The following is a 24,352-nucleotide window of genomic DNA, read 5'->3' as shown; positions in this document are numbered from 1 at the left end:
GATCATCCTTTCGTGGCGCCGGCGGTGAGGCCACCGACGAACAGACGCTGCATCGAGAAGAACAGCAGCGCGATCGGCAGCGTCATGACGACCGAGGCGGCCATGACCGCTCCCCAGTCGGTGTTGAACTCGGTGGAGAATTCCGCAAGGCCGATCGGCAGGGTCTTCACCGAGGAGTCGGTCGCAAAGCACAGCGCGAAGACGAACTCGTTCCAGGTGGTGACGAAGGCATAAACGACGACCGCGACGATGCCGGGCGTCGACAGCGGCAGCGTGATGCGGAAGAGGATGCCGAGCCGCGACGACCCGTCGATGATCGCCGCCTCTTCAAGCTCCACCGGGATCGCCTTGAAATAGGACGTCAGCATCCAGACAGAGAGCGGCAGGGTGATGATCATGTAGACGAGGATCAGGCCCCAATAGGTGTTCACCAGTCCGAGAACCCTGAGCGTGATGAACAGCGGCACGATGATCGCCGCCGTCGGCAAGAGCTGGCCGATCAGCACGAAACTCTGCAGCAGCGGTTTTCCGCGAAAATCGAAACGCGCAAATCCATAGGACGCGAAGATCGCCAGGATCAGCGCGAGGAAAGTCGAGCCGACTGAAATGATGACGCTGTTCAGGAAATAGCGCGGAATATTGCTCTCGAAGAGGACCTTGTAATAGTTGCCGAGCGTCGGCGTCTCCGGCCACCAGATCGGCGGAACGGTATAGAGCTCCGGCAGCGTCTTGATCGACGAGACGAACATCCACATGAACGGGAAGAGGCAGATGAGGACGACGACAACCGCGCCGATGATGGTGACCGGCAGCGGCAGGCCCGTCCGCTTGAGGGTGGTGCTATCGCTCATTTGGCCTCTCCCGGTGTCGAGGCAAGCGCCCTGATGTAGATGATGACGATGACCAGTGCGACGGCAAAGAAGATCACCGAAAGCGCTGCTGCCTGGTTGAACTGCGTGCTTTCGAACGCCAGGCGGAAAATCTGGATCGGCGTGATCAAGGTCCGGTTGGCCGGCCCGCCGCGGGTGATCGCGTAGATGATGGTGATCGAGTTGAGGCCCCATATCACCAGCAGCAGCGTCACCGCGACGATGACCGAGCGCACCTGCGGGATCATGATGAAGCGGACTTCCTGCCAGAAATTGGCGCCGTCGACGCGTGCCGCTTCATAGAGGTCTTTGGGGATCGACTGCAGTCCCGCCAGCACCATGATCGCCACGAAGGGAAAAAGTTTCCAGACGTTAATGGCGATCAGCACCGGCATTACGGTATTGCCGTTGGTCAGCCAGCCGATCGGCTCCGGAATCATGCCGGTGCCGGTCATCATGTAGTTGATGATGCCGAATTCCGTGTGGAACATCCACGCCCAGGTGGTGGCCGCGACGATGCCCGGCACGACCCAGGGAATGAGCGTGATCGAGCGCACGATCCCGCGTCCGAAGAAGCTTTGGTTGAGCAGGATGGCGGTCGCCGTTCCCAGGATGACCTGGAAGACGATCGAGCCGCCGACGAACCAGATGGTGTTCCAGAATGCCTGCGGCGTGGCGCGGGCCGAAAGCACCGCCCTGAAATTGGCGAGGCCGACAAACTCACCCTGCCTGTCGGTCACGCTGAGCAGACCGGTATAGGCAACGGGATAGGCGATCAGCATCGCCAGCACGATCAGCGCTGGCAATACGAAGACGAGGCCCGTCGAATTGCGGTCCATCTGCAGCTTCCCTCAAACGACATCGGGTGGAATGCGTGCTCCGGGGAAAACCGTATCCCCCGGAGCGACCGGCTATCGGTTATTTCTGGTCGAGCAGTGCCTGGATGTCCTTGGCTGCTCCATCCATGGCCTTCTGCACGTCCTCGTCACCGAGAAGGATCCGCTGGATGCCGTCGAAATAGGCCTGGGTGATCTGCACCCAGTTCTTGTTGTTGGGCACGGCGCGGCCATAGGGAAGCATTTCCTTGAACACCGTCAGGATCGGATCGCTGAAGCGCGGCAGCGACATGGCCGACTTGCGGGCCGGGAACGTATCCGTCAGCGCACCCTGGTTCGGCGCTTCGGCAAGGAACGCGACGAGTTTCTTGGCCTCGGCCGGATTCTTGGCCGATGACGGAATGACAAAACTCCAGCCGCCGAGGAGTGCGGCGGTCGGCTTGCCGGCCGGATGCGGGATCGGCATCACGCCGATATCGATCTTCGGGTTTTCTTTTCTGATCGAAGCCACGTCGAACTGGCCGGACTGGTAGGCGGCAACGGTCTCGGCGATGAACAGCCGGCGGTTTGCGGTGCCGTCGTTTTCCAGCGTCGAGGCCGGCGACTGCTTGTTCTTGAAGAAGTCGGTATAGAATTTGACCGCCGCCACCGCCGCCGGCTGGTTGACGACCGCCTTCTTGCCGTCCGCCGAGATGATGTCCCCGCCGTTCATCCAGATGAAGGGAAGCGACCGGAAGATCGTGTTGCCGACTTCACCGCCGCCGGTGATGGCGAAACCGGAAACCTTGCCCTTCGACAGTGTCTTGGCAGCGGCGACCAGTTCGTCCCAGGTCTGCGGCGGCTTAGCCGGATCGAGGCCAGCATCCCTGAACGCGCCCTTGTTGTAGATGACCGCATGGGTCTCGATGCGATACGGAATGGCCCAGAGCTTGCTGTTCCAGGTGCCATAATCCAGCGACGCGGGAATATAGTCCTCGCGGTCCTTCAGCACGTCATCCACCGCAACGACCAGGCCGTTCTGGGCATAACCGTTCACCCAGGCGTGCTGGACATCGATGATGTCGGGCGCGGCGCCCGACTGCAGGGCGGTCAGAACGCGCTGCGGCAGACCATCTGTCGTGGTGATCTCGAGCTTGACCTTGATGCCCTGATTGGCCTGTTCGAACTTGGTGACGAGTTCGCGTGCCCGCGCCTCGTTGAAATTGGGCGTCCACCAGACGACCTCGCCCGCCAGTGCCACGCCGCTCGCCAGCATCGTCATCGCCGTGGCCATCACGGCCAGTTTGCTGAATTTCATCATCATCTCCTCCTCCATACGGCTCCATGCCGCACTTTTCCTTGCCGGCCTCCACCGGAATGGTTCACCGCGATGCTGCGGCCTGCCTTTCTCTCCCAAAATGCGCGATATCCTGCGAATGCGCCGGTCCGAGCGCATGGGCATTCATCGTCAGGGCCTTCATGAAGCCGATCGTGTAGGCATTGCCAGCGTGCCAGGGGGCGGGGCAATCGAGATCGGGCACGTGATCGGGAACCATCACCCCCTCAAAACCCTCATCCCTGAGGACACGGACGATTTCCGCCATCTCGACATCGCCGTCGTCGACAAAGGTCTCGACATAATGCGGGACCTTGCCGCGGACGTTGCGGAAATGCACATAGGCAATCGCACCCAGCCGCGCGAAATGGCGGGTCGTTTCGTAAATATCGCCCTCGACCATTTCCTGGAGCGAGCCGATACAGAATTCCAGGGCATTGGCCGGGCTCGGCGCAATCTCCAGCAGCCGTTGATACTTCGCGTGGGTGTTGACCAGGCGGGCATTGCCGCGCAGCCGCGCCACCGGCGGATCGTCGGGATGGGCCGCCAGCCGGACATTGGCTTTTTCCGCGACGGGCACGAGTTCCTTGAGGAACCATTCGAGACGCGTCCAGATATCCCGCTCGCTGACATTGACCGGCGCAGCCCCCGCGACGGGATGGCGGTACCGCATGTTCCACAGCATTCCATCCGGGATCGGCGTGTCGGTATCGAATTCGTCACCGAAGAACACCGCCGTCATCGCCCCGCCCCGGGCAACCCGCTTGCGCTGCCAGCCCCAGACGCCGGCAATCGAAAAATTGTAGCCGAGGACCGGGATGCCCGCCCTTCCGGCATCGCGGACAAGCTGCTTCAGCCCGTCCATCTGCTCATGTTTCTTCGGCCCGTCCAGCAGGATGTCCGACCAGAAATTCGGCGACAGGTTCTCCATCGCCGCGACCTTGAGGCCATGCTTGGCAAGCTTCGTGACGATGCCGGCCATGTGCTCGTAGGTCCAGAGCGGCATGTCGATGCATTCGCCGTTGATGGGGCCGACACTGCCGTTGCGATAGGCGCTGTTATCAGCGTTGCGGGCATATTCGGCCAGGTGAATGACAATGTCGCCGACACCGAGCTGGCTCGCATAACGCGCGCCATCCTCCGACAGATGATCGCCGAACAGGGTCAGACCTACCCGCACGTTACCCTCCCCGATCGACGCCCGGCCTTGCTGCCGGTTAGTTCATATTTGAATGTCGTCAATTCGCAATATAACTTGCGCCCAGAAGGCCCGATTGTCAATTGTTCCGGCCTCATGAGCGTGTCTCGTCCTTCAGCGTGACCGCCCCCGTGGCAACGCCGCTGGTGTTCATGCTGCCGTCGAACAAAGGCACGTTATAGGGCGCATAAGGGTAGCGGCCGCAGGCCTCCTCGATGAGATCCACCCCGAGCCCCGGCGCGGTCGGCGCCAGGATCGCTCCGTCCTCGAACTGCAGCGTCTCGCGCACCAGTTCCTTGCGCCACGGCACATCCACCGAAACGGTCTCGAAGATCGAGAAATTCGGAATGGCAACCGACATATGCAGCGTCATCGCGTTCATCACCGGACCGACCGGATTATGCGGCGCGATCGGGATCAGATGGTGGTGCGCCATATGCGAGATACGCTTCGTTTCACCCAGCCCGCCCGCATGCGAGACATCGGGCTGCAGGATATCGACAGCCTTCTTGTTCAGCGCCTCGAGGAACTTGCCCGGCTCGTACCAGCGCTCGCCCGCCGCGATCGGCACCGGGCTTTTCTCCCGCACGTCCACCAGGGCATCGATGCTCTCGGGCGGCGTCGGCTCCTCGATCCATCGCAGGTTATAAGGCGCCAGTTCCCGACACATGGCGATCGCGGTCGGCACGTTGAGCCGGCCGTGAACGTCGAGCATCAGGTCCACGTCGGGGCCGACCGCATCGCGCACAGCCGCGACGATATCGATTGTCTGGCGGCGCTGCTTGCGGTTCATTTCCAGATCGGCGATGTCGAAAGGGTCCCATTTGAGAGCCCGATAGCCCATGGCGACGGCCTTGCGGGCATTCTCGGCATATTGCTCGGGCGTCACCGCGCCGAAGAACCAATGGTTGGCATAGCACTCAACGCGATCCCGGTATTTGCCGCCGAGCAGTTCGAAGACCGGCACGCCGAGCGCCTTGCCCTTGATATCGAGCAGCGCCGCCTCGATCGCACCGAGCGCGGTGCGGAACACGGCACCCGTCCGCCAATAGGAGTCGCGGTGCAATTGCTCGATGATCGCGTCGACCTCGAACGGATTGCGGCCGATCAGCACGCGCTCCAGCTCTTCGAGCGCCGAGACGATAGTCTTCGTTTTCCACTCCAGCGTCGCCTCGCCGACACCCTCGTAGCCTTCATCGGTATAAAGCTTCACGAAGACGAAATTGGTGCGGGACACATTCGCAACAAAGATCTTCTGCTGCACGATCCTCATGAGGTTCCTCCCGGCAGGCCAACGCCCGCCCCCTCGTTATTTTCCTCTGACTATCTGGCCTGTGCCTTCAGCCGCTTGATTGCCTCGAACTGCAGGCTGTCATCGGCCATCTGCATCAGTTCGATGCGGTGCCCGTCCGGATCCTCGATCCAGGTCTGCCAGTTGTTGTCGGCTGCCTTGATCGTCGGCCGGATGCGCTCGATGCCGAGCGCGTCGAGTTCGGCCACGGCCTTCTGGATATCCGGCACGGCAAGGCAGACATGATTGTAGCCAACCGCCTCGCGCTCGGCCGCCTTGTCGCCCTCGCCTTCCGGGAAGATTTCGAGATACTGATCATCGGTGATGCGCAGATAGACCAGCCAGAGCCGGCCCTCGCGGTCGAGGCGCATCATTTCCGAAAAGCCGAGCTTGTTGATATAGAAGTCGAGGGTACGATCGATATCCTTGACGCGAATGGCCACATGGGCGATCGACGAAACGGTCAGCATGGGAATGTCTCCGGTTAGAGGCGGCCGTATTTGGCATAGACATCGGCAACGTCGGCGCCCGCACGGATCTCGTTGCGCGAGCGGTTCTCTATGCCCATGATCTCTTCGGCGCGGTCGAGCACCGCATCCACCTTGTCGGCGGGTATGACGATCACCCCGTCCATGTCGCCGAAGATCCAGTCGCCGGGATCGACCCGTATCTGCGAGGTCAGGGTTCCGGTGACGGCGATCGGCACCTCGATGCCGCTGATGCGGGTTCGCTGTCGGGATTCGATCGGGGAAAGATAGCGGGTGAAGACGGGCCAGTTCTCCATGCCCATCAGGATATTGCCGTCGCGGATGCCGCCATCGACGACGACGCCGACGGCACCCTTGCTCTTCGCGCCGGTGCTCATCAGTTCACCCCAGTGACCGGCCTTGCGCTCGCCTGCCGCCGAGATCAGCACGACGCAGCCGGAATACATCCGCCGGAAGAAGGTGAAGGTCTTCACTTCTTCATTGTCGTATTCATCGTCGGTGCGCATGTCAGCCGTGCAAGCGACGGTAAACGCGGGTCCGGCGATCCGCATCCCGCGATCCAGCGCCCGGATATCGAGATCCATGCACTGATGCGGAAGCCCCATCTCGTCGAGAATGTCGTAAACGGCGGCGGTGTAAAGCTTGTTGAAGCGCGCGGCTTTCGACGCGATCGCTGCGGAATCTCTGTCCATATGGTCTGCCTCCTCCAGCAGAAACCCTGACGAACCCGCCTGCTCATCTAAAAAAGAATGGCGGACAAATTCATATTTGAACTTCCAAAGTTCAATAATGCATGATAGGAAGATGCCGAACCGATTGTCAACGGCGAACACATTCCATGGATCAAATGAGTGACGCCGGCGCGTCGAAATACACGATCCCGGTCATCGACCGGATGATGGATGTCCTGGAGCAACTGGAGCGGCGGCCGAACGGTGCGACGATCCGCGAATTGACATCGCTCCTGTCCCTGCCGCGCACGACCATCTACCGCATCGTCAACACGCTGCAGGGCCACGACATGGTCCGCCGCGACGATACCGGCGCCTACCACCTGGGACGGCGCCTTCTGTCGCTAGCTTCCCATGTCGCGACCGGCGTCAGCGAGATCGATCTCGCGGCCTTTGCACAGCCCTTCCTCGACAAGCTGTCGGCGGAAATTGGCGAGGGCAGCAAGCTCTCGGTTATCGATCAGGACGGCATTCTGGTTCTGGCGGCAGCTCAGGGCCGCCGGCAATATGCCTTGACGGTGGCGCCCGGCCAGCGCATGCCAATCCACGCAGGCGCCGCCAGCAAGATGCTGCTGGCGCATCTGCCGCCCGAGGAGATGGCGGCCTGGCTCGCAAAGCCGTTGATCGCCTACACCCCAAAATCGCTGACCGATCCGAAGCGGCTGATGACGGAACTGACCCGCATCAAGCGGCTGGGCTGGGCGCAGGACAGGGGCGAGAACGCGCCGAGCATCCAGGCCTTTGCGGCCCCGGTGCGGGACAGGGCCGGGCGCGTCGTTGCGGCGATCAGCATTCCTTATCTCGCCGGGGCGGAGGCGAGCCGCATGGAGGAGATCCGGCTTGCCGCCATCGATGCCGCCCGGGCGATGAGCGAGGCAATGCCTGTCTGATCGGACCGAAAAGCTGAGTGGGAGGAAGAATGAAGATCGTCGATCTCAAATGCGCGGTCATCGGCAAGAGCCCGGTCGTGCGGATCGTCACCGACGAGGGCATCTCGGGTTACGGGCAAGCCGAGACCTGGAAGCCTTACCTGAAGACCCATATCCTCGCCTTCCGTGAGGCATTGATCGGCGAGGACCCGACCAATGTCGAGCGCGTCATGCTGAAGATCCGCCAGCGCGGCGGTTTCAAGCCCTGGGGGTCGGCCGTCAGCGTCATCGAGATGGCGCTGTGGGACATTGCCGGCAAGGCCGCCAACGTAGCCGTCTACAAGCTTCTCGGCGGCAAGGTGCGCGACCGCGTTCGCGTCTATAACGGCTCGATCCGTTTCCCTCTGGCCGATCATCGGCCCGAGGACCTCGCCGACGACGTGAAGAAGATGATGGCGCTGCCGGAGGGCTTCACCATCATCAAGCAACCGATCGGCTTCCACTCCCCGATGAAGCGGGCGGTCGAGAATTTTTACTATCACGAGCCGAATGCGAGCCCCTTCCACGGCGCCCTCGATCGCGGCCCGATCACCGAAAAGGGCCTGCGGCATTTCGTCGATTGCGTCGCCGCGATGAAGGAAGTCGCCGGCGACAGCATCGGACTGGCGCTCGACTGCGGCCCCGGCTGGATGCTGCCGGACGCGGTCCGGCTGGTGCGCATGCTGGAACCCTACAATCTTCTCTGGGTCGAAGACCTGCTATCGGGCGACTATACGCCCTGGGTCAATGCCGGCGTCTATCGCGAGCTGACCAGGACGAGCACGACGCCGATCCATACCGGCGAGCAGATCTATCTCCGGCAGAACTTCAAGGAGCTGATCGAAGGCCAGGCCGTCAATGTGGTCGGCCCCGACCCGGCCGATGTCGGCGGCATCGCCGAACTGAAATGGATCGCCGAATATGCCGACCTGCATTCGATCCTGATGGCCCCGCACGGAACGGCGAACGGGCTGCTGGGGCTCGCCGCCCTCATCCAGGTCTCGGCCACCCTTCCCAACAATTTCATCGCCTTCGAATACACGACCGGCGACCCCGCCTGGTGGTACGACATCGTCGAGGGCCTGCCGGAGACGATCGTCCGAGACGGCTTCATCGACGTCCTCGACCGGCCGGGCATGGGCGTCGATCTCGTGCCTGAAAAGGCCAAACGCTACCTCACAGAAGACGACCGGGCATTCTTCGACTGAACCGGCGCCGCTGCCAGCGCTTCATCGACTGCCAAAGAAAGCAACAGCTCCGGAACCGTCGTCCCGGAGCTTTTTTGATGTGGCGCGGGACAGACACGCAGGCTTCTGAAGGTGGCCAGACAATTTCAGTGCGTCTCGATCATACCTTTGGATAGGGGCACCAGTCCCCTTGTCCAATAGTCTCGCCGCCTGCCTCGGCGTTAGACTCCCATCATCGAAGAAGCACATTGAGATGGAGGAGACTTAGGATGCAGATCCCACAGTCCGTGCAGACACCGCCTGCCGACCCTTCGGCAAAGCGCACTGATGTTTCAAGATATCGGACATCAGAGATCGACCTCGACGGACTTGTCGCCAGACAGGCCTCGCGAGATCCCGACCAGTCCGGACCCGACCCCAACCTCCGTCAAATCGCCGTTGGCGGCCTAGCCCCGTGGCAAATGCGCAATGTGCAGGCCTATGTCGACACGTATCTCCGCTTGACGATCCGCGTCGAGGTCTTGGCCGGTCTCTGCAACCTGAGCAGCGGCCATTTCCAGCGGGCCTTCAAGGCAAGCCTTGGCGAGACGCCGCACAAATACGTCACCCGCAGGCGCATGGAAATGGCCTGTCGGATGATGGCAGGCACAGATGAACCTCTCTGCCGGATCGCCCTGGAATGCGGCATGACCGACCAGGCACACCTTACCAACAGCTTCCGTCGCCTTTACGGAATTGCTCCCAATGCATGGCGAAAGCGGAAGCTGCTCGAAAGGTCCGGGCATGGCGTCCGCGAGACGGCCGTTGCTCCGCTCAACTGACAATAAGACGAAGCTGCGCGTCACCCGTGAACTTCGTTGCCTTTGACTGTGCGAGTTATTCGGGACTGCCGTGACTGATGGCAGTCGCCTGCGACCATACGGCAACCCAGCGGCCCTCGCGATACTCGTAGCTGTCGGTATGCCAATAATCGCTGAGGGGCACATGGTGCCCGCCGAAAACGACGGCCAGCCGTGCTCGGTAGCGGATGATGGCCGCAGGGCCGTAAAGACGGACAGCGATTTCCTCCGGTTCCCAGGTGAGATATTTGATGTGTCCGGATGCGATCGCGCCGAGATATTGGTCCCGCGACAGAACGGCGCCGATCGGCGTGATCAGCTGGAAATCCGCCGCGTGATGGGCCTGCGCCGCTGCCACGTCGCCACTGACCAGGGCGCTTAGCCTGGCCCGTTCGATGTCGCGGATTTGGTCTTCTTCGGTAGAAATGTCGCGAGTCACGGGCGTCTCCAGTTTTCAGAAAAGTAGGACACAGCAGGGTTCGGCAGCCGCCGAGAATGTTCCGGCAAACCTGCGGCAGACAAGAGCTTCCCACCCCACCGGGCAGGCGCCGCTTCAAATGGAGCACCACCCCGCAGCTCGGTCGAACCGGCACCTGAACACGGCGTGGCTCAATCTTCCGCCATCGTGCGGGGCGGTTTCAGGTTATTGCCATGAGATTGAATGGTAGCGGGAGGCAGAATTGAACTGCCGACCTCAGGGTTATGAATCCTGCGCTCTCACCAACTGAGCTACCCCGCCACAGGGACTGCGGAAGTTCCGGCGTGGCCGGTTCCGCTTTGGTCGTGCGGCTTATAAGTCCCCCGTCACCAAAGTGTCAAGCAGGGTTTGGGCAAAAACCGGCGGCAATTTCATGGGCCGTGGCAAGTGCCGGCCTCAAGCTGCGACCGGCGCCGAAAGCAGAGCCTTCAGAGCAGTTTCGGCCTCGGCCGCCCGTTCCGAACGCTCGATGAAACCGCCGCCGTAAACGCGCGCATCCGCACCTTCGGCCGAATAGAGCACACAGGCCTGGCCCGGCGCGACACCGGCCTCGCCGATCGCCAGATCCACATAGACGCCCTGGTTGTCGCAATGGAGGATCGCCGGCGTCGGCGGGCGCGTCGAGCGCACCTTGGCGAAACAGGCAAATCCGCCCTCCGCATCCTCGCCGAGGAGACCGTCGCCGATCCAGTTGACGTCGCGCAGATAGACGCGGTGGGTATCGAGCGCTTCCTTCGGCCCGACGATCACCCGACGCGACCGGGCGTCGAGGTAAACGACATAGAGCGGCTCGCCGGTGGCGATGCCGATCCCGCGGCGCTGGCCGATCGTATAATGCACGATCCCCTCGTGGCGGCCGAGCACACGCCCGTCCATATGCACGATATCGCCGGCAAGTGCCGCGTTCGGCTTCACCTTGTTGATGATGTCGGCATATTTGCCCTGCGGCACGAAGCAGATGTCCTGGCTGTCAGCCTTCTTGGCGACCACCAGGCCCATCTCTTCCGCCAACTCGCGCACCTGCGCCTTCGACATGCCACCGAGCGGGAAGCGCAGATAGTCGATCTGCTCCTGGGTCGTTGCAAACAGGAACCAGCTCTGGTCGCGATCGCTGTCGATCGGGCGAAACAATGCGCGGCGGTTCGGGTTGCCCGGCGACGGATTGGCGGCGGAGCGGATATAGTGGCCGGTCGCCAGCGCATCGGCGCCGAGGTCCTTGGCCGTCGCCAGCAGATCGGCGAACTTGACCGTCTGGTTGCAGGCAACGCAGGGGACCGGCGTTTCGCCCATCGCATAGGCTTCCGCGAACGGGTTGATCACCGTTTCGCGGAACCGCTTTTCGTAGTCGAGCACGTAATGGGGGATTCCGAGCGTTTCGGAAACCCGCCGCGCGTCGTCGATGTCCTGTCCGGCGCAGCATGAACCGGCGCGGTGCACGGCCGCACCATGGTCGTAGAGCTGCAGCGTGATGCCGAGCACGTCATAACCCTGGCGTTTGAGCAGACCGGCGACGACGGAGGAATCCACTCCCCCCGACATGGCAACGACAACGCGTGTGTCTTCCGGCCTCTTGTCAAAATCCAGCGTATTCACGGGTAACTCTCTCGGTCTCTCACGCCGCCGGTCCAGATGACAGAGGCGGCGTATTCAGGGCCTGCGGCGGGATCGGCCGTCGGAGGCAATTGTTGTGGGATATAGAAAGGATTGAGCCCGGACGCAAGGAGGGCGGGCAATCTGCGGTTATCACGGACTCCTCCCTTGGTGATCCTGCGGGTCTCGTGACGCTCGCCCGAAGAGGATGGGCGCATTTTTGTTTCGGCCGGGACACGTCGGGGGCCTGGTAATAAGTAGTTTAGGTGACACGCGACGCGTCCCGTTCGGTGTGTTTTTCCGCGCAACTCCGGTCCCTCTGCGGCGATATCGAATTTAACTCCGTGGAAATGAGCACGGATGCCATACCGGGTTGTGTGCGACACACGCACGCCCCACCTCAAGGCGAGAGGGGACCATTTTCTGCGCAGCCCCTGACGACCCGCTTGCATAACGGCGGTTCGCCAGATCACCGGTCCCATCTCGCCGCTTATGCGGACCGGTGTAGCCGAAACGGGACGGGTGGATTGTAGGCATGGATTTGGCGGGCGGGGATGAAAAAAGACCGATTTTGGGGTAACTTTGCCCCAAGTGACTGATTTGCCTACGCAAGCCTCCCTCTGTCCTGCCGGACATCTCCCCCTCAGGTGGGGAGATCACAAGCGGCACGATCCTCGCTTCCAAACCACCGTCGCGAAACCTGGGGCGTTCAATGAGGACTGTGAGCAAGAGGCCGCAAAAACCTCATGATTTGGGAGTCTTCATGAGGTGGGGTGATTTGTGGCAACAGGGCGATCGGGACGGAGAGACAATGCAATTCGATCTCATGCGCTTTGTCGACGCGCAGGCGCCTGTCTATGAGCGCGTCATCGGCGAGCTGCGCGATGGCAAAAAACGCTCCCACTGGATGTGGTACGTCTTCCCACAGGTCGCGGGACTCGGTTTTTCGATCATGTCCCAGCGCTTCGCGATCGGCTCGAGGGCCGAAGCGACGGCCTATCTGGAACATCCCCTACTTGGCCCCCGGCTTATCGAATGCACCGACGCGATGCTGTCCCATCCTGGTCTTTCGGCGCATGCGATCCTCGGCTCGCCCGACGACATGAAATTCAAGAGTTCTATGACGCTGTTCGAAGCGGTCAGCAAAAAGGGCTCGCCTTTCAGCCGAGCCCTTTCGCAGTTCTTTGATGGTGAGCGCGACGAAAAGACCATCGCGCTGCTTCGAAGTTAGGCGGCCGCCTGGATCGCCGAAAGCTTCCAGTCGTTGGCCGGCTTGCGCACGAAGGTCCAGACTTCGACCGTCTCGGTCACCGCGTTCGGATCGCCTTCGGCGACTGCGCCGGTCTTGCGGTCCTTCATATAGTCGACGCTCGAATAGCGCATCGCCACCGTCGCATAGTCCTGGCCGTTTTCGCGCCAGGCTTCCGAAAGATCGCCCTGCAGCAGCTTTACGTCCTTCACCTCGTTCTTGACGCCGTTGGTGGCGTTCTCGCCGAGTTCCTCGGCCAGGTAGGACATCGCTTCCGGCGTCGTGAGGCTGCGGAGCTTGGCATAGTCTTCGTCGCCATAGGCTGACTGGACATTGGTCAGCAGCTTCTCGAACTGGTCGAGGTCACGGTTGGTGATGCCGATCTCGTCGGTCTCCGGGCCGGCCTGGCGCGGAGCGGCATTGTAGCCGCCGCCGAAACCGCCCTGGCCATTGCCGCCGCCTAGCGATCCGATCTTCGGGATCTGGAAGGACGAGGTATTCTGGCTCGGCGCATCATAGGCATTGCGCGGCTGGCCAAAACCGGTATTCACCCCGCCCGCCGGGCCGCCGGCCGTCTGCTGACGGCGAGCGAACCAACGGAAAGCCAGCATGGCGAGACCACCGATCAGCGCAATCTGCAGCAACATGCCCAGCATTCCGGCCATGCCACCGAAACCGGTGCCCATCAGCATGCCGATCAGGCCGCCAAGAGCGAGACCGCCAAGCAGGCCGCCGAACATGCCACCGAAGAGGCCGCGGCGGGGTTGCTGTGCCGCCTGCTGGCCGAGGCCGTTCTGCGGCGTCGTGGCGTTCTGCTGCGTATTGGGCGTCATCGACCGGTTGATGCCGGTCGGCGCCGTGGGCGCGGTATTGGTGGTTGCCGGGGCCGAGTAGGTGCGCGTGCCGCGGCTGCCGAAACCGCCGCTGGCGCGGCGCGCCTCAGCCATGTCCACGGCGGTCAAGGAAACCGCCATTCCGATCGCCAGGATCGCGAACAGGTTCTTGAAACGCCGAAGGTTCGATAACATCGTTTTCTCCTCATAAACCGCTCAATCGCGGAATGCCCTGCTTATATAGAGAGGCGGCCTTCAGGATTTTAGGCCCGCCCTCATTTTTTCCCGTCGAAGTAGATAACGGAGTTTGAAACGGGAGCCAAGCGCCTCAAATACAACCTATGAGGAATAATACACTCCGGTCAGCGGCGGGCAGAAGCGTGCCACCGCTCGCCGTAAGCCCCGGCAAATGCATCTTATGCGTGGATATTGCCGTTGCTCCACCACCGGCGATGGATTATAAAAACAAACGATAGCGCGAAGATCGGGTTGGGGGCCAGCATGCCGGATATCTATCGCATCGTCAGACCACCGACCGTCGTCGTGACGGCGGACGGAAAGCAGGAACAGCCGTCCAGGGCGCGAGAAATCGCCGAACGGGCCATTCGCCTGATTCCCGGCGATGTCCTTGTAATCTACGCATCCATCCGTGCCATATTCGCGCCGTCCGATATGGCGCGTCTCGCCGAAGACGCAGTCGCCTATTACGTCATCAACTGGGTGTTGCCGATAGGCTGCCTGGTACTGACGGCGCTCCTGCGGATCTGGGGCACGCCGCGTCCGGGCGCAACGCTCAAGGATGTGCAATGGCCGGTCGTGCTGATCGCCAGCGCCGCCTATTGCGGATGGCTTCTCTCCCAGGGCGGCCCTCTGCTTGGCTTTTCCAGCGTCGACAGCCGCATCGGGATGGCGCTTCTGTTCCTTTTCGGGGCACTGCCGCCGTTTATCTATTCCGGGTCAAAGCAATAGGCGCGCCATGAAGCTCGAAAGCGTTTTTGCTCTGCGGGACGAGGTCATCGACCGATATTACAATACCGTTCTCGGCCTCGCTCAGGAGCCCACCGTTCGTACCACCGCCGCGGATGTTCCGCGTTACACGGGCCAGCGGCTGGCGATCGGCGCCCGCTACAGGAAGCCGGGCGACTATGCGATCGCCATCCGCCTGGAAAACGCCAGCGGGCGCGGCATGAGCCAGGCAAAGCAGATCCTCAGCACCCTCCCCAACCAGAACGAGGCCGATGTCGCAATCGTGAAGGCCTACATCCCGTCCCGGCTGCAGCTGACGGCGGCGGCCACGAAACCGGCCGATGCTCCAGGAGGCAGCCGCAACCGTCCGCTTGAAATCGGCATCTCGATCGGCCATGGCGAAGGACCGCCCGGCACGCTTGGCATGTTTGCCAGACAGGAAGACGGCGCAACCGTTGCCTTGACCAACAATCACGTGATCGCCCTTGCCAATGCCGCCCGCATCGCCGACGAGATCTACCAGCCCGGCATTCCCGACCAGCCGGGCGACGCCGCCAATGTCATCGGAGTGCTGGGCAATTACCGAAAACTGCGCCGAAGCGGCAGCAACGAATTCGACGCCGCCTATTGCGTCCTGGGCGAGGAACAGGAAGTGGCCGGACAAGGCAACGAAATCCCCCGGTCCTCGGGCGCGGCCGACAACGGCCTCAGCTTCCATGCCCCCGCATCCGTGGACGATCTCGACAAACTGGTTCAGGAGATCGGCGAAACTGCAACCGTCGCCAAGCATGGCCGCAAGACCGCTTATACCACGGCCTCCATCACCAAGGTCGTGATCGGCATCAACGACGTCATCGTGGGCGTTCCGTCGCTTGGAAACTGCCGCTTCGACAATCTGATCGAGATCGAGACCGTCGATCAGGCTCATCCCTTCAGCGATGTCGGCGATTCCGGCTCGATATGTTACCTGGAAGGCGCGCGGGCCCCTTTCGGCCTGATCTTTGCCGCCGGCATGACCGAGCGCGGCAGCGAAAAAACCTTTGTGTCCTATGCCTGCGCCTTACCCGAGATTTTCAAGGCCTATAAGCTGTCCCAGCTGTGATCTTGACCCGTGAACAACCCAGAGCTACATTAACAGGATGACCATAACTGAGCAAAAACGCCTGTTGGAAAAAGCACTCGATCGTCAGGCAGCGGTGCGGGATGTGAGCATCCGCATGGGTTTTCCGGCCAGGCTCGTGGTCACCGTCGAGCCGGGAGCGGACGTTAAAGCCGTAACGGCAGCGATCGGTTCGATCCAAACCGAAAATCCGGTTGAACTGGAAATCGGCGGCAGCCGGCGCGCTTTGGCGCTGTGATCGGCGCAGGTTGCCCGCGACGTTCGTGGAGAACGGATCGTTCCGAGGCGTGATTGGCCTTGTCTACTCCTGATCCGCAAGTCCCCTCCGCAGTCCTCCGGCAGCTCGGTTTCATACTCGTTCCATGAAAAGCAAAGGGAGAGGTCCGTGAAGACCTGTCCCTTTTTCTTCGAATGGCACCGCTGCGGAAGCCGCGGCCTTCCCCGCCTCAGTCGACGTTGAACGCCAGCGGCTTGGCCTGGCGGATCGCCGGGTTGGCGGTCAGTTTCGCCAGCACCTCGGCCGGAACCGGGCCGTCGACATAAAGGAGGGCGATCGCGTCGCCGCCTTCCTGGTCGCGGCCGAGATGGAAGTTGGCGATGTTGACGCCGGCATTGCCGAGCGTCGTGCCGATGAAGCCGATCATGCCGGGAACGTCGGTATTGGCGATGTAGACCATGTTGGTGCCGACATCCGCATCGAGGTTGATGCCCTTGATCTGGATGAAGCGCGGCTTGCCGTCCGAGAAGACCGTGCCGGCAACCGAGCGGGTCATCGTGTCGGTGGTGACGGTCAGCTTGATATAGCCGTCGAAGACGCCCGACTTGTCGCGCTTGGCTTCGGACAGGATGATGCCCTTTTCCTTGATCATGATCGGCGCCGAAACCATGTTGACGTCGGCGACCTGGCTGCGGATGAGGCCGGCGAGCAGCGCGCTCGTCAGCGCCTTGGTGTTCATCGAGGCGGTCGAGCCGTCATAGAGAATCTCGATTTCCTTGATCGCATCCTCGGTGACCTGGCCGACGAAGGCGCCGAGCACGTCGGCAAGCCGGATGAAGGGCTTCAGGCGCGGCGCTTCTTCCGCCGTGATCGACGGCATGTTGATGGCGTTCGAGACAGCGCCCTTGACCAGATAGTCCGACATCTGCTCGGCGACCTGAAGAGCGACGTTTTCCTGCGCTTCCGTGGTCGAGGCGCCGAGATGCGGGGTGCAGACGACGTTTTCGAGGCCGAAGAGCGGGCTTTCGGTGGCGGGTTCGACTTCGAACACGTCGAAGCCGGCGCCGGCGACATGGCCGGACTTGATGGCTTCGGCAAGCGCTGCCTCATCGACGAGGCCGCCGCGGGCGCAGTTGATGATGCGAACGCCGGGCTTGGTCTTGGCGAGCGCTTCCTTGCCGAGGATGCCGCGGGTCTTGTCGGTCATCGGGACGTGCAGGGTGATGAAGTCGGCCTGGGCCAGAAGCTCGTCGAGCTCGACCTTGGTGACGCCCATTTCTTCGGCGCGCTCGGCCGACAGGAAGGGGTCATAGGCGAGAACGTGCATGCCGATGCCGATCGCCTTCTTGCAGACGATGCCGCCGATATTGCCGGCGCCGATGACGCCGAGGATCTTGCCGGTGATCTCGACGCCCATGAAGCGCGACTTTTCCCACTTGCCGGCCTGGGTCGAGGCGTCGGCAGCCGGAAGCTGGCGGGCGACGGCGAACATCAGGGCAATGGCGTGTTCGGCCGTGGTGATCGAGTTGCCGAACGGGGTGTTCATGACGATGATGCCGCGGCGCGAGGCGGCCGGGATATCGACATTGTCGACGCCGATGCCGGCGCGACCGATGACCTTGAGGTTGGTCGCGGCCGCGATCAGCTTTTCGGTCGCCTTGGTGGCGGAACGGATCGCAAGGCCGTCATAGTTGCCGATGATCTCGGCAAGCTTTTCCTTGTCCTTGCCGAGCTTCGGCTGGAAATCGACTTCGACGCCGCGATCGCGAAAGATCTGGACGGCGGTTTCCGACAATTCGTCGGATACGAGAACGCGAGGTGCCATCAGTGGGCCTCCTGAAAAAGTTTCTGTCGTGAATGAGGAAATGGGCTCCGCTTCGTCAGCGGAGCCGGATACGCGACTTGCTTTAAGCGGCGGCCTTGGAAAGCGCAGCCTTCTGCGTTTCGAAAGCATAGGTGAGCCACGGCATCAGAGCCTTCATGTCGGCCGCGTCGATCGTAGCGCCCGCCCAGATGCGAAGGCCGGACGGCGCATCGCGATAGGCCCCGATATCAAGCGCGACGCCTTCCTTTTCGAGGATAGACACCATGCCCTTGGCAAAGGCTTCCTGCGCGTCGGCATCAAGAGCGGCGACATCTGCGTCGGCGATCTTCAGGCAGACCGAGGTGTTGGAGCGCGTCGCCGGGTCGACGGCGAGGTTGTCGATCCAGGCATTGGCGGCCACGAAATCGTGGATGACCTTGGCATTGGCATCGGCGCGGGCGATCAGGCCTTCAAGGCCGCCGACCGACTTTGCCCACTGCAGCGCGTCGATATAGTCCTCGACGCAGAGCATCGACGGCGTGTTGATCGTCTCGCCGACGAAGATGCCTTCGATCAGCTTGCCGCCCGAGGTGAGGCGGAAGATTTTTGGCAGCGGCCAGGCCGGAACGTAGGTCTGCAGCCGCTCGACAGCGCGCGGGGAAAGGATCAGCATGCCGTGACCGCCCTCGCCGCCCAGAACCTTCTGCCAGGAGAAGGTGACGACGTCGAGCTTGGCAAAATCCATGTCCTGCGCAAACGCCGCCGAGGTGGCGTCGCAGATCGTCAGGCCCTTGCGGTCTGCCGGGATGAAGTCGGCGTTCGGAACGCGGACGCCCGAGGTGGTGCCGTTCCAGGTGAAGACCACGTCACGGTCGAAATCGACCGTGGAAAGGTCCGGAAGCAGGCCGTAGCCGGCTTCGATCTTGCGGACGTCCTTGAGCTTGAGCTGCTTGACGACGTCGGTGACCCAGCCGGCGCCAAAGCTTTCCCAGGACAGCATGTCGACGCCGCGCTCGCCGAGCAGCGACCAGAGCGCCATTTCGACGGCGCCGGTATCGGAAGCCGGCACGATGCCGATGCGGTAATCCGCCGGCACGTTCAGAATTTCACGGGTGAGGTCGATGGCCTGCTTGAGCTTCGCCTTGCCGACCTTGGCGCGGTGCGAGCGACCGAGCGGAGCATCGGAGAGCGCTTCGAGCGACCAACCGGGGCGCTTCGAGCAAGGGCCAGAAGAAAAGTGGGTATTGTTCGGACGCAGGTCCGGCTTTGCGGCGTTTGCCATATGGCTATCCTTCCAGATAGATGGCCTCTCGTTGGGGAGAGGTGTCCCGCCGCCGTGGATATGCCTGTCCGCTTTCACAGTCAAGCGGGTGATGTCGCTCTCGGATAAATTTCTGCCGCAGCTTTGTCACGCGAAACGCAAAAAGCCGCCCGGAGGCGGCTTTCGCTTGGAGATGGAAGAAGCTTACTTGTAGACGATCGGCTGCGGCGGGGGCTCGTAAGCCGGCGGCGTGTCGCAGCCGCCGAAGATGTAGCGGGCGCCGACGCGGGCTTCATGCGAATAGAAACCCTTGTCCTTGCCCGGGCCGCCGCCCGTTGAGTAACCGAACATGTCGCCACCCGTGACATGGCGGAAGCGGTAGCCGACATCGGCCTTGACGTTGCAGGTGACGTCGATCGATGCGCCGGCCATGAGCGCATAGGTGAAGCGCCAGCTCTTTTCGCCGCCATGCGTGACTTCCGGGTCGCAACCCGCGCCGCTGTCGGCGCAGGACGTGTTGCGCAGGTTCGACCACTTGACGTAGGTGCCGCCGATACCGCCACCGACGTAAGGTGTGAAGTAGCCGTAAGTGCCGAGATCGACATAGGCGTTGGCCATAAGCGAATAGGCGTGCATCGAGGCCAGGTCGGTCGAGGTACACGCGGCGGCGACACCGCAACTGCCGGACGTGGAACCACGGAACTTGCTGTTGAACATGTAGTCGAGGGTGACGTCGGTGCGCAGGTAGCTGTTGATCTGGTAACCGACACCGCCCCCGAGCGTAAAGGCATCGCGCAGATCGGAACGCCCGAATTCGGCGATCGCCACGCCGGGCGTGCCGGTGCCCTGGTAGAATTCGGTGCCGCGCGACTTCTTGAAGGAATAACCGACGTCACCGCGAAGGTACCAGCCGGTAGCCTCCTGGACGGTCACTTCCGGCGCATCCTGATAGGGCTCCGGCTGCGGCTGGTAGAGATCGGCGGAATTGGCGGCGCTCACCGTCAGTGTCAGCGCAAAAGCGCTGGCCAGCAACTTTCTCATGGGTTCATCTCCAAAGCTCGTATCGCGTATGGCATGCAAAGCGGGCAGCCAACGGGTTGATCCGCCGAGGATGATGATCGACAAAGGTTAAGTCTCGCTTAACCATGCTCGTTTACCGGGCGTTTTCCTAAAACTGAAAAAGCCGACAGTCTCCGGCGGTCTCTCCGCAGCAAGACGCCAGCGACCAGCAGGACACCAGCGATCAGTCTTCTTTTTCGACAACGTCATGGCGGACTGCGATGGGCTCGGACGAAAAACGTGAATTGTTTCTGCTGCACGCGCCTCCCCTCGATCGCCCGATCCGGACAGACCAACTCGACCTCATGCCCGGACGGCCCCATGCGCCGACACTGTGAGGCCCGGGAAACCATCGAGGAATGGGGCTCGAAGCGCCCTGAAGGTCGCCAACAGCAACCGCCTCGTCGTCGTCGGCTGCCCGGTCGGAGGATCATGCGCTCTGGAGATCGCGGCAATGGTGTGCCGATGGAACGGCCGGCGCAATTGAATGCAATTCTCTCGGCCTCATTCGCCGCCTGGAATAGACCACACGGAAACGGGGCAGTTTCCCTGCCCCGCACGGAGATCAATACATCTGCCGGTTTCAGGCCGCGTTGCGGACATTGGCGATGACGCCGACCAGACCGTCGACGATGCGCTCGATCTGCCCCCGGTCGTCGCCCTCCGCCATCACCCGGATCAGCGGCTCGGTGCCGGACGGGCGGATCACCAGGCGGCCCTTGGCGGCAAGCTCGGCTTCCGCGTCGGCAATCGCCTGACGCACGACATTGTCCTCCAGCGGCTTGCCGCCCTGGAAGCGGACATTTTTCAAAAGCTGCGGCACGGGATCGAAACGACGGCAGATCTCGCTGATCGGCCGGCCGAGCCGCTTCGCCCGCGCCAGAACCTGCAGGCCGGCGACGAGGCCGTCACCGGTCGTGCCGAAATCGGAGAGTACGATATGGCCGGACTGTTCGCCGCCGACGTTGAAATCGTGCGTGCGCATATGCTCGACCACATAGCGGTCGCCGACCTTGGTGCGCGCCAGGTCCAGGCCCTTGCCGTTGAGGAAACGTTCAAGGCCGAGATTGGACATCACGGTCGCAACGATGCCGCCGCCTTTCAGCTTCTGGTCCTCGGCCCAGCTCTCGGCGATCACGGCCATCAGCTGGTCGCCATCGACGATCTCGCCGCGCTCGTCGACGATGATGACGCGGTCCGCATCGCCATCGAGCGCGATGCCGATATCGGCGCGCACTTCATGCACCTTCTTCTGCAGCGCTTCCGGGCTGGTCGAGCCGCAATCGAGATTGATGTTCGTGCCATTCGGCTCGTTGCCGATCGTCACCACCTCGGCCCCGAGTTCCCAGAGCGCCAGCGGTGCCACCTTGTAGGCCGCGCCATTGGCGCAATCGATCGCGACGCGCAATCCGTGCAGGGTAACGTCGCGCGGCAGCGTGCGCTTCACATGTTCGATATAGCGGTAGATGTCGCCCTCGACGCGCTTCGCCCGGCCGATATCGCCGGACTTGGCGAGCTGCGAATGCAGGTCGCTGTCGAGCAGGTCCTCGATGCGCATCTCCAGTTCATCGGAGAGCTTGTAGCCGTCCGGGCCGAACAGCTTGATGCCGTTGTCCTCATAAGGATTGTGCGAGGCAGAGATCATCACGCCGACATCGGCGCGCAGCGACCGGGTGAGCATGGCGACGGCCGGCGTCGGGATCGGCCCGAGCAGGAAGACGTCGAGGCCGGCGGCGGTAAAACCCGCGACCATGGCATTTTCCAGCATGTAGCCGGAGAGACGCGTATCCTTGCCGATCACCACCCGATGGCGGTGATTGCCGTTGCGGAAGATCGTGCCGACGGCAATGCCGACGCGCATCGCCAGATCCGGCGTCATCGGATGGATGTTGGACTGTCCGCGAATGCCATCGGTGCCAAAATAGCGGCGTGTCATATAAGCTCCTTCGTCATCGCGCCTGAACGTCGCGGTCCTTGCAGGGATCGAACCCGCAGTACGTTAGACGGTAAAACCGGCCTGAAGCTTGGCTCATGCCATAGATCAACGGCACAAGCACATAAATTAGCGTCAAAATCGATTATATCCCGTTACTAATAAATAAACTCTTCCAAGCAAAAGCCGCCGCGGATCGCTCCACGGCGGCTTTTTAATGCAATAGCCTGGGTCAGTGCGGCTGCGGTTCCAGACCGCTTTCCGGCTCTCCGCCCTTCGACTCGTCCTTCTTGGAGCCAGCCGAGGGAACAGCCGAACCACGGGTCGGCGGCGCATCGTCGCCGAGATCGCGCGACGGCTTATGGCCCTTGATCAGCGCCTTGATCTCCTCGCCCGAAAGCGTCTCGTATTCGAGCAGGCCTTCGGCAATCGCGACGAAGTCGTCGTGCTTCTCGGTAAGAATGCGGCGCGCCTCGGTATAGGCTTCGTCGATCAGGCGGCGAACCTCGGTGTCGATCTTCTGGGCAGTCGATTCCGAGACGTTCTTCGATTGCGAGACGGAATGACCGAGGAAGACTTCCTGCTGGTTCTCGCCATAGGCGACCTGGCCGAGCATGTCGGAAAAGCCCCACTGGGTGACCATCGCGCGTGCAAGCTTGGTCGCCTGCTCGATGTCCGAGGATGCGCCGGAGGTGATGTTTTCCTTGCCGAAGGTCAACTCCTCGGCGACGCGGCCGCCCATCATGATGACCAGACGCGAAACCATCCACTTGTAGCTCATCGAGTAGCGGTCGCCTTCAGGCAACTGCATGACCATGCCAAGCGCGCGGCCGCGCGGAATGATGGTCGCCTTATGCAGCGGATCGGCGACAGGCACGTTGATCGCGGTCGTGGCGTGGCCGGCTTCGTGATAGGCGGTGAGCTTCTTTTCCGCTTCGGTCATGGCCGACGAGCGGCGCTCGGCGCCCATCATGATCTTGTCCTTGGCATCTTCGAACTCGCTCATGGTGACCATGCGCTTGTTGCGGCGCGCCGCCATCAGGGCGGCTTCGTTGACGAGGTTCATGAGGTCCGCGCCCGAGAAGCCGGGCGTACCACGGGCCAGGACCTTGAGGTCGACATTCGGAGCCAGCGGCACGTTGCGGGCGTGTACCTTGAGGATGCGCTCGCGGCCGACGATATCCGGGTTCGGCACGACGACCTGACGGTCGAAACGGCCTGGACGCAGCAGCGCCGGGTCGAGAACGTCGGGACGGTTGGTCGCGGCGATCAGGATGATGCCTTCATTGGCTTCGAAACCGTCCATCTCGACGAGGAGCTGATTGAGGGTCTGTTCGCGTTCGTCGTTACCACCGCCGAGACCGGCGCCACGATGACGGCCGACCGCGTCGATTTCGTCGATGAAGATGATGCAGGGCGCATTCTTCTTCGCCTGCTCGAACATGTCGCGAACGCGGCTTGCACCGACGCCGACGAACATTTCGACGAAGTCGGAACCGGAAATGGTGAAGAAGGGAACGTTGGCTTCGCCGGCAATCGCACGGGCGAGCAACGTCTTACCGGTGCCCGGAGGACCGACAAGCAGCACGCCGCGCGGGATGCGGCCGCCGAGGCGCTGGAATTTCTGCGGATCGCGCAGGAATTCGACGATTTCTTCGAGATCCTGCTTGGCTTCATCGACACCGGCGACGTCCTCAAACGTAACGCGGCCATGCGCTTCGGTCAAAAGCTTGGCCTTGGATTTGCCGAAGCCCATCGCGCCGCGCGAACCGCCTTGCATCTGCCGCATGAAGAACAGCCAGACGCCGAGGATGAGCAGCATGGGCAGCAACGTGCCGAGATAGCTGAGGAAACCCGAGGATCCGTCCGTTTCCGGACGCGCGACGATGGTGACGTTCTTGGCCTGCAGCCGATCCATCAAACTATCGTCGATGACGGGCGAATAGGTCTGAAACCCCGAGCCGTTTTCATTGTAGGTGCCAAGCACCCGGTTGCCCGTGACGACGACATCCCGCACTCGTCCCGAATCCACATCCCGCAGGAACTGCGAATAGGGGACCTCACGCGAGGTGGTCTGCGACGGTGCCGTCTGGAACATGCTGAACAATGCGACCAGCAGGAGGGCTATGATGACCCAGAGGGCGATATTACGAAAGTTTGGGTTCATTGAACTCCCCGGA

The 24,352-nt window shown here is 62.0% G+C and carries 22 protein-coding genes and 1 tRNA gene; 7 read left to right on the top strand and 16 right to left on the bottom strand.

Annotated elements, in window-relative coordinates; translation table 11 throughout:
- Nucleotides 1-2: 2 nt before the first annotated feature.
- The 7 genes from J2857_RS03330 to J2857_RS03300 all read right to left on the bottom strand — a co-directional run bounded on the left by J2857_RS03330 (nt 3) and on the right by J2857_RS03300 (nt 6,689).
- Complete coding sequence (locus J2857_RS03330; protein ID WP_210008555.1) at nt 3-851, bottom strand: carbohydrate ABC transporter permease; 849 nt, start codon at nt 849-851, stop codon at nt 3-5.
- On the bottom strand, nt 848-1,708 hold the full coding sequence (locus J2857_RS03325; protein WP_210008553.1) for a carbohydrate ABC transporter permease: 861 nt from the start codon (nt 1,706-1,708) through the stop codon (nt 848-850). Before J2857_RS03325 ends, J2857_RS03330 begins: the two co-directional genes overlap by 4 nt.
- A 79-nt stretch (nt 1,709-1,787) precedes the next feature.
- Nucleotides 1,788-3,008 carry an ABC transporter substrate-binding protein gene (locus J2857_RS03320; RefSeq protein WP_245362998.1) on the bottom strand — a complete coding sequence of 407 codons (1,221 nt, stop codon included), beginning with the start codon at nt 3,006-3,008 and terminating at the stop codon, nt 1,788-1,790.
- A 58-nt stretch (nt 3,009-3,066) separates the two neighbouring features.
- A complete protein-coding gene (locus J2857_RS03315) occupies nt 3,067-4,200 on the bottom strand; it encodes a mannonate dehydratase (RefSeq protein ID WP_210008551.1) in 1,134 nt (377 codons plus the stop codon).
- A gap of 112 nt (nt 4,201-4,312) precedes the next feature.
- Nucleotides 4,313-5,491, bottom strand: coding sequence for a mandelate racemase/muconate lactonizing enzyme family protein (locus J2857_RS03310; RefSeq protein ID WP_210008549.1), 1,179 nt, complete (start codon nt 5,489-5,491; stop codon nt 4,313-4,315).
- 50 nt (nt 5,492-5,541) lie between these two features.
- Nucleotides 5,542-5,979 (bottom strand): VOC family protein, encoded by a 438-nt coding sequence (locus J2857_RS03305; RefSeq protein WP_210008548.1) that lies wholly within the window; start codon nt 5,977-5,979, stop codon nt 5,542-5,544.
- Between the two features lie 14 nt (nt 5,980-5,993).
- The gene (locus J2857_RS03300; RefSeq protein WP_210008546.1) at nt 5,994-6,689 is read right to left on the bottom strand and encodes an RraA family protein; all 696 of its coding nucleotides are present in this window, start codon (nt 6,687-6,689) and stop codon (nt 5,994-5,996) included.
- 146 nt (nt 6,690-6,835) lie between these two features.
- On the opposite strand from J2857_RS03300, the gene J2857_RS03295 reads away from it, so the two are divergent.
- The 3 genes from J2857_RS03295 to J2857_RS03285 all read left to right on the top strand — a co-directional run bounded on the left by J2857_RS03295 (nt 6,836) and on the right by J2857_RS03285 (nt 9,644).
- Nucleotides 6,836-7,618: an IclR family transcriptional regulator gene (locus J2857_RS03295; protein ID WP_245362997.1), complete on the top strand. Its 783-nt coding sequence runs from the start codon at nt 6,836-6,838 to the stop codon at nt 7,616-7,618.
- A gap of 29 nt (nt 7,619-7,647) precedes the next feature.
- A complete protein-coding gene (locus J2857_RS03290; protein ID WP_210008544.1) occupies nt 7,648-8,844 on the top strand; it encodes a mandelate racemase/muconate lactonizing enzyme family protein in 1,197 nt (398 codons plus the stop codon).
- 248 nt (nt 8,845-9,092) lie between these two features.
- A complete protein-coding gene (locus J2857_RS03285; RefSeq protein WP_210008542.1) occupies nt 9,093-9,644 on the top strand; it encodes a helix-turn-helix domain-containing protein in 552 nt (183 codons plus the stop codon).
- Between the two features lie 55 nt (nt 9,645-9,699).
- Here J2857_RS03285 and J2857_RS03280 read toward each other — a convergent pair whose 3' ends face one another.
- From J2857_RS03280 to mnmA, 3 genes are all read right to left on the bottom strand, one after another.
- Nucleotides 9,700-10,101: a nuclear transport factor 2 family protein gene (locus J2857_RS03280; protein WP_348635654.1), complete on the bottom strand. Its 402-nt coding sequence runs from the start codon at nt 10,099-10,101 to the stop codon at nt 9,700-9,702.
- Nucleotides 10,102-10,324: 223 nt separating this feature from the next.
- A tRNA-Met gene (locus J2857_RS03275) sits at nt 10,325-10,401 on the bottom strand.
- 135 nt (nt 10,402-10,536) lie between these two features.
- Nucleotides 10,537-11,733, bottom strand: coding sequence for a tRNA 2-thiouridine(34) synthase MnmA (gene mnmA, locus J2857_RS03270; RefSeq protein WP_210008540.1), 1,197 nt, complete (start codon nt 11,731-11,733; stop codon nt 10,537-10,539).
- Between the two features lie 808 nt (nt 11,734-12,541).
- Between mnmA and J2857_RS03265 the strand changes: the two genes are divergently transcribed.
- Complete coding sequence (locus J2857_RS03265; protein WP_210008538.1) at nt 12,542-12,961, top strand: DUF1810 domain-containing protein; 420 nt, start codon at nt 12,542-12,544, stop codon at nt 12,959-12,961.
- Here the strand turns inward: J2857_RS03265 and J2857_RS03260 are convergent.
- Nucleotides 12,958-14,007, bottom strand: coding sequence for a Tim44 domain-containing protein (locus tag J2857_RS03260; RefSeq protein ID WP_210008537.1), 1,050 nt, complete (start codon nt 14,005-14,007; stop codon nt 12,958-12,960). The genes J2857_RS03265 and J2857_RS03260 overlap by 4 nt on opposite strands.
- Before the next feature lie 306 nt (nt 14,008-14,313).
- Between J2857_RS03260 and J2857_RS03255 the strand changes: the two genes are divergently transcribed.
- From J2857_RS03255 to J2857_RS03245, 3 genes are all read left to right on the top strand, one after another.
- Nucleotides 14,314-14,781, top strand: a complete 468-nt coding sequence (locus J2857_RS03255; RefSeq protein WP_210008535.1) for a hypothetical protein — start codon at nt 14,314-14,316, stop codon at nt 14,779-14,781.
- Nucleotides 14,782-14,788: 7 nt separating this feature from the next.
- The gene (locus tag J2857_RS03250) at nt 14,789-15,880 is read left to right on the top strand and encodes a hypothetical protein (protein ID WP_210008533.1); all 1,092 of its coding nucleotides are present in this window, start codon (nt 14,789-14,791) and stop codon (nt 15,878-15,880) included.
- Between the two features lie 64 nt (nt 15,881-15,944).
- On the top strand, nt 15,945-16,136 hold the full coding sequence (locus J2857_RS03245) for a hypothetical protein (RefSeq protein ID WP_210008531.1): 192 nt from the start codon (nt 15,945-15,947) through the stop codon (nt 16,134-16,136).
- Nucleotides 16,137-16,344: 208 nt separating this feature from the next.
- On the opposite strand, the gene serA is transcribed toward J2857_RS03245, so the two are convergent.
- From serA to ftsH, 5 genes are all read right to left on the bottom strand, one after another.
- Nucleotides 16,345-17,940: a phosphoglycerate dehydrogenase gene (gene serA / locus J2857_RS03240; protein WP_210008529.1), complete on the bottom strand. Its 1,596-nt coding sequence runs from the start codon at nt 17,938-17,940 to the stop codon at nt 16,345-16,347.
- Between the two features lie 82 nt (nt 17,941-18,022).
- Nucleotides 18,023-19,201 carry a phosphoserine transaminase gene (locus tag J2857_RS03235; protein WP_210008527.1) on the bottom strand — a complete coding sequence of 393 codons (1,179 nt, stop codon included), beginning with the start codon at nt 19,199-19,201 and terminating at the stop codon, nt 18,023-18,025.
- Between the two features lie 183 nt (nt 19,202-19,384).
- Nucleotides 19,385-20,221, bottom strand: coding sequence for an outer membrane protein (locus tag J2857_RS03230; protein ID WP_210008526.1), 837 nt, complete (start codon nt 20,219-20,221; stop codon nt 19,385-19,387).
- 601 nt (nt 20,222-20,822) lie between these two features.
- Nucleotides 20,823-22,175: a phosphoglucosamine mutase gene (glmM, locus tag J2857_RS03225; protein ID WP_210008524.1), complete on the bottom strand. Its 1,353-nt coding sequence runs from the start codon at nt 22,173-22,175 to the stop codon at nt 20,823-20,825.
- 229 nt (nt 22,176-22,404) lie between these two features.
- Entirely contained in the window at nt 22,405-24,339 is a 1,935-nt protein-coding gene (gene ftsH / locus J2857_RS03220; protein WP_210008523.1) for an ATP-dependent zinc metalloprotease FtsH, read from the bottom strand.
- Nucleotides 24,340-24,352 lie beyond the last annotated feature (13 nt).

Source organism: Neorhizobium galegae, assembly GCF_017877055.1.
Taxonomy (GTDB): Bacteria; Pseudomonadota; Alphaproteobacteria; order Rhizobiales; family Rhizobiaceae; genus Neorhizobium; species Neorhizobium galegae_D.
The sequence above is the reverse complement of the archived record's forward strand: the minus strand, read 5'-3'. Positions and strand labels throughout refer to the sequence as shown.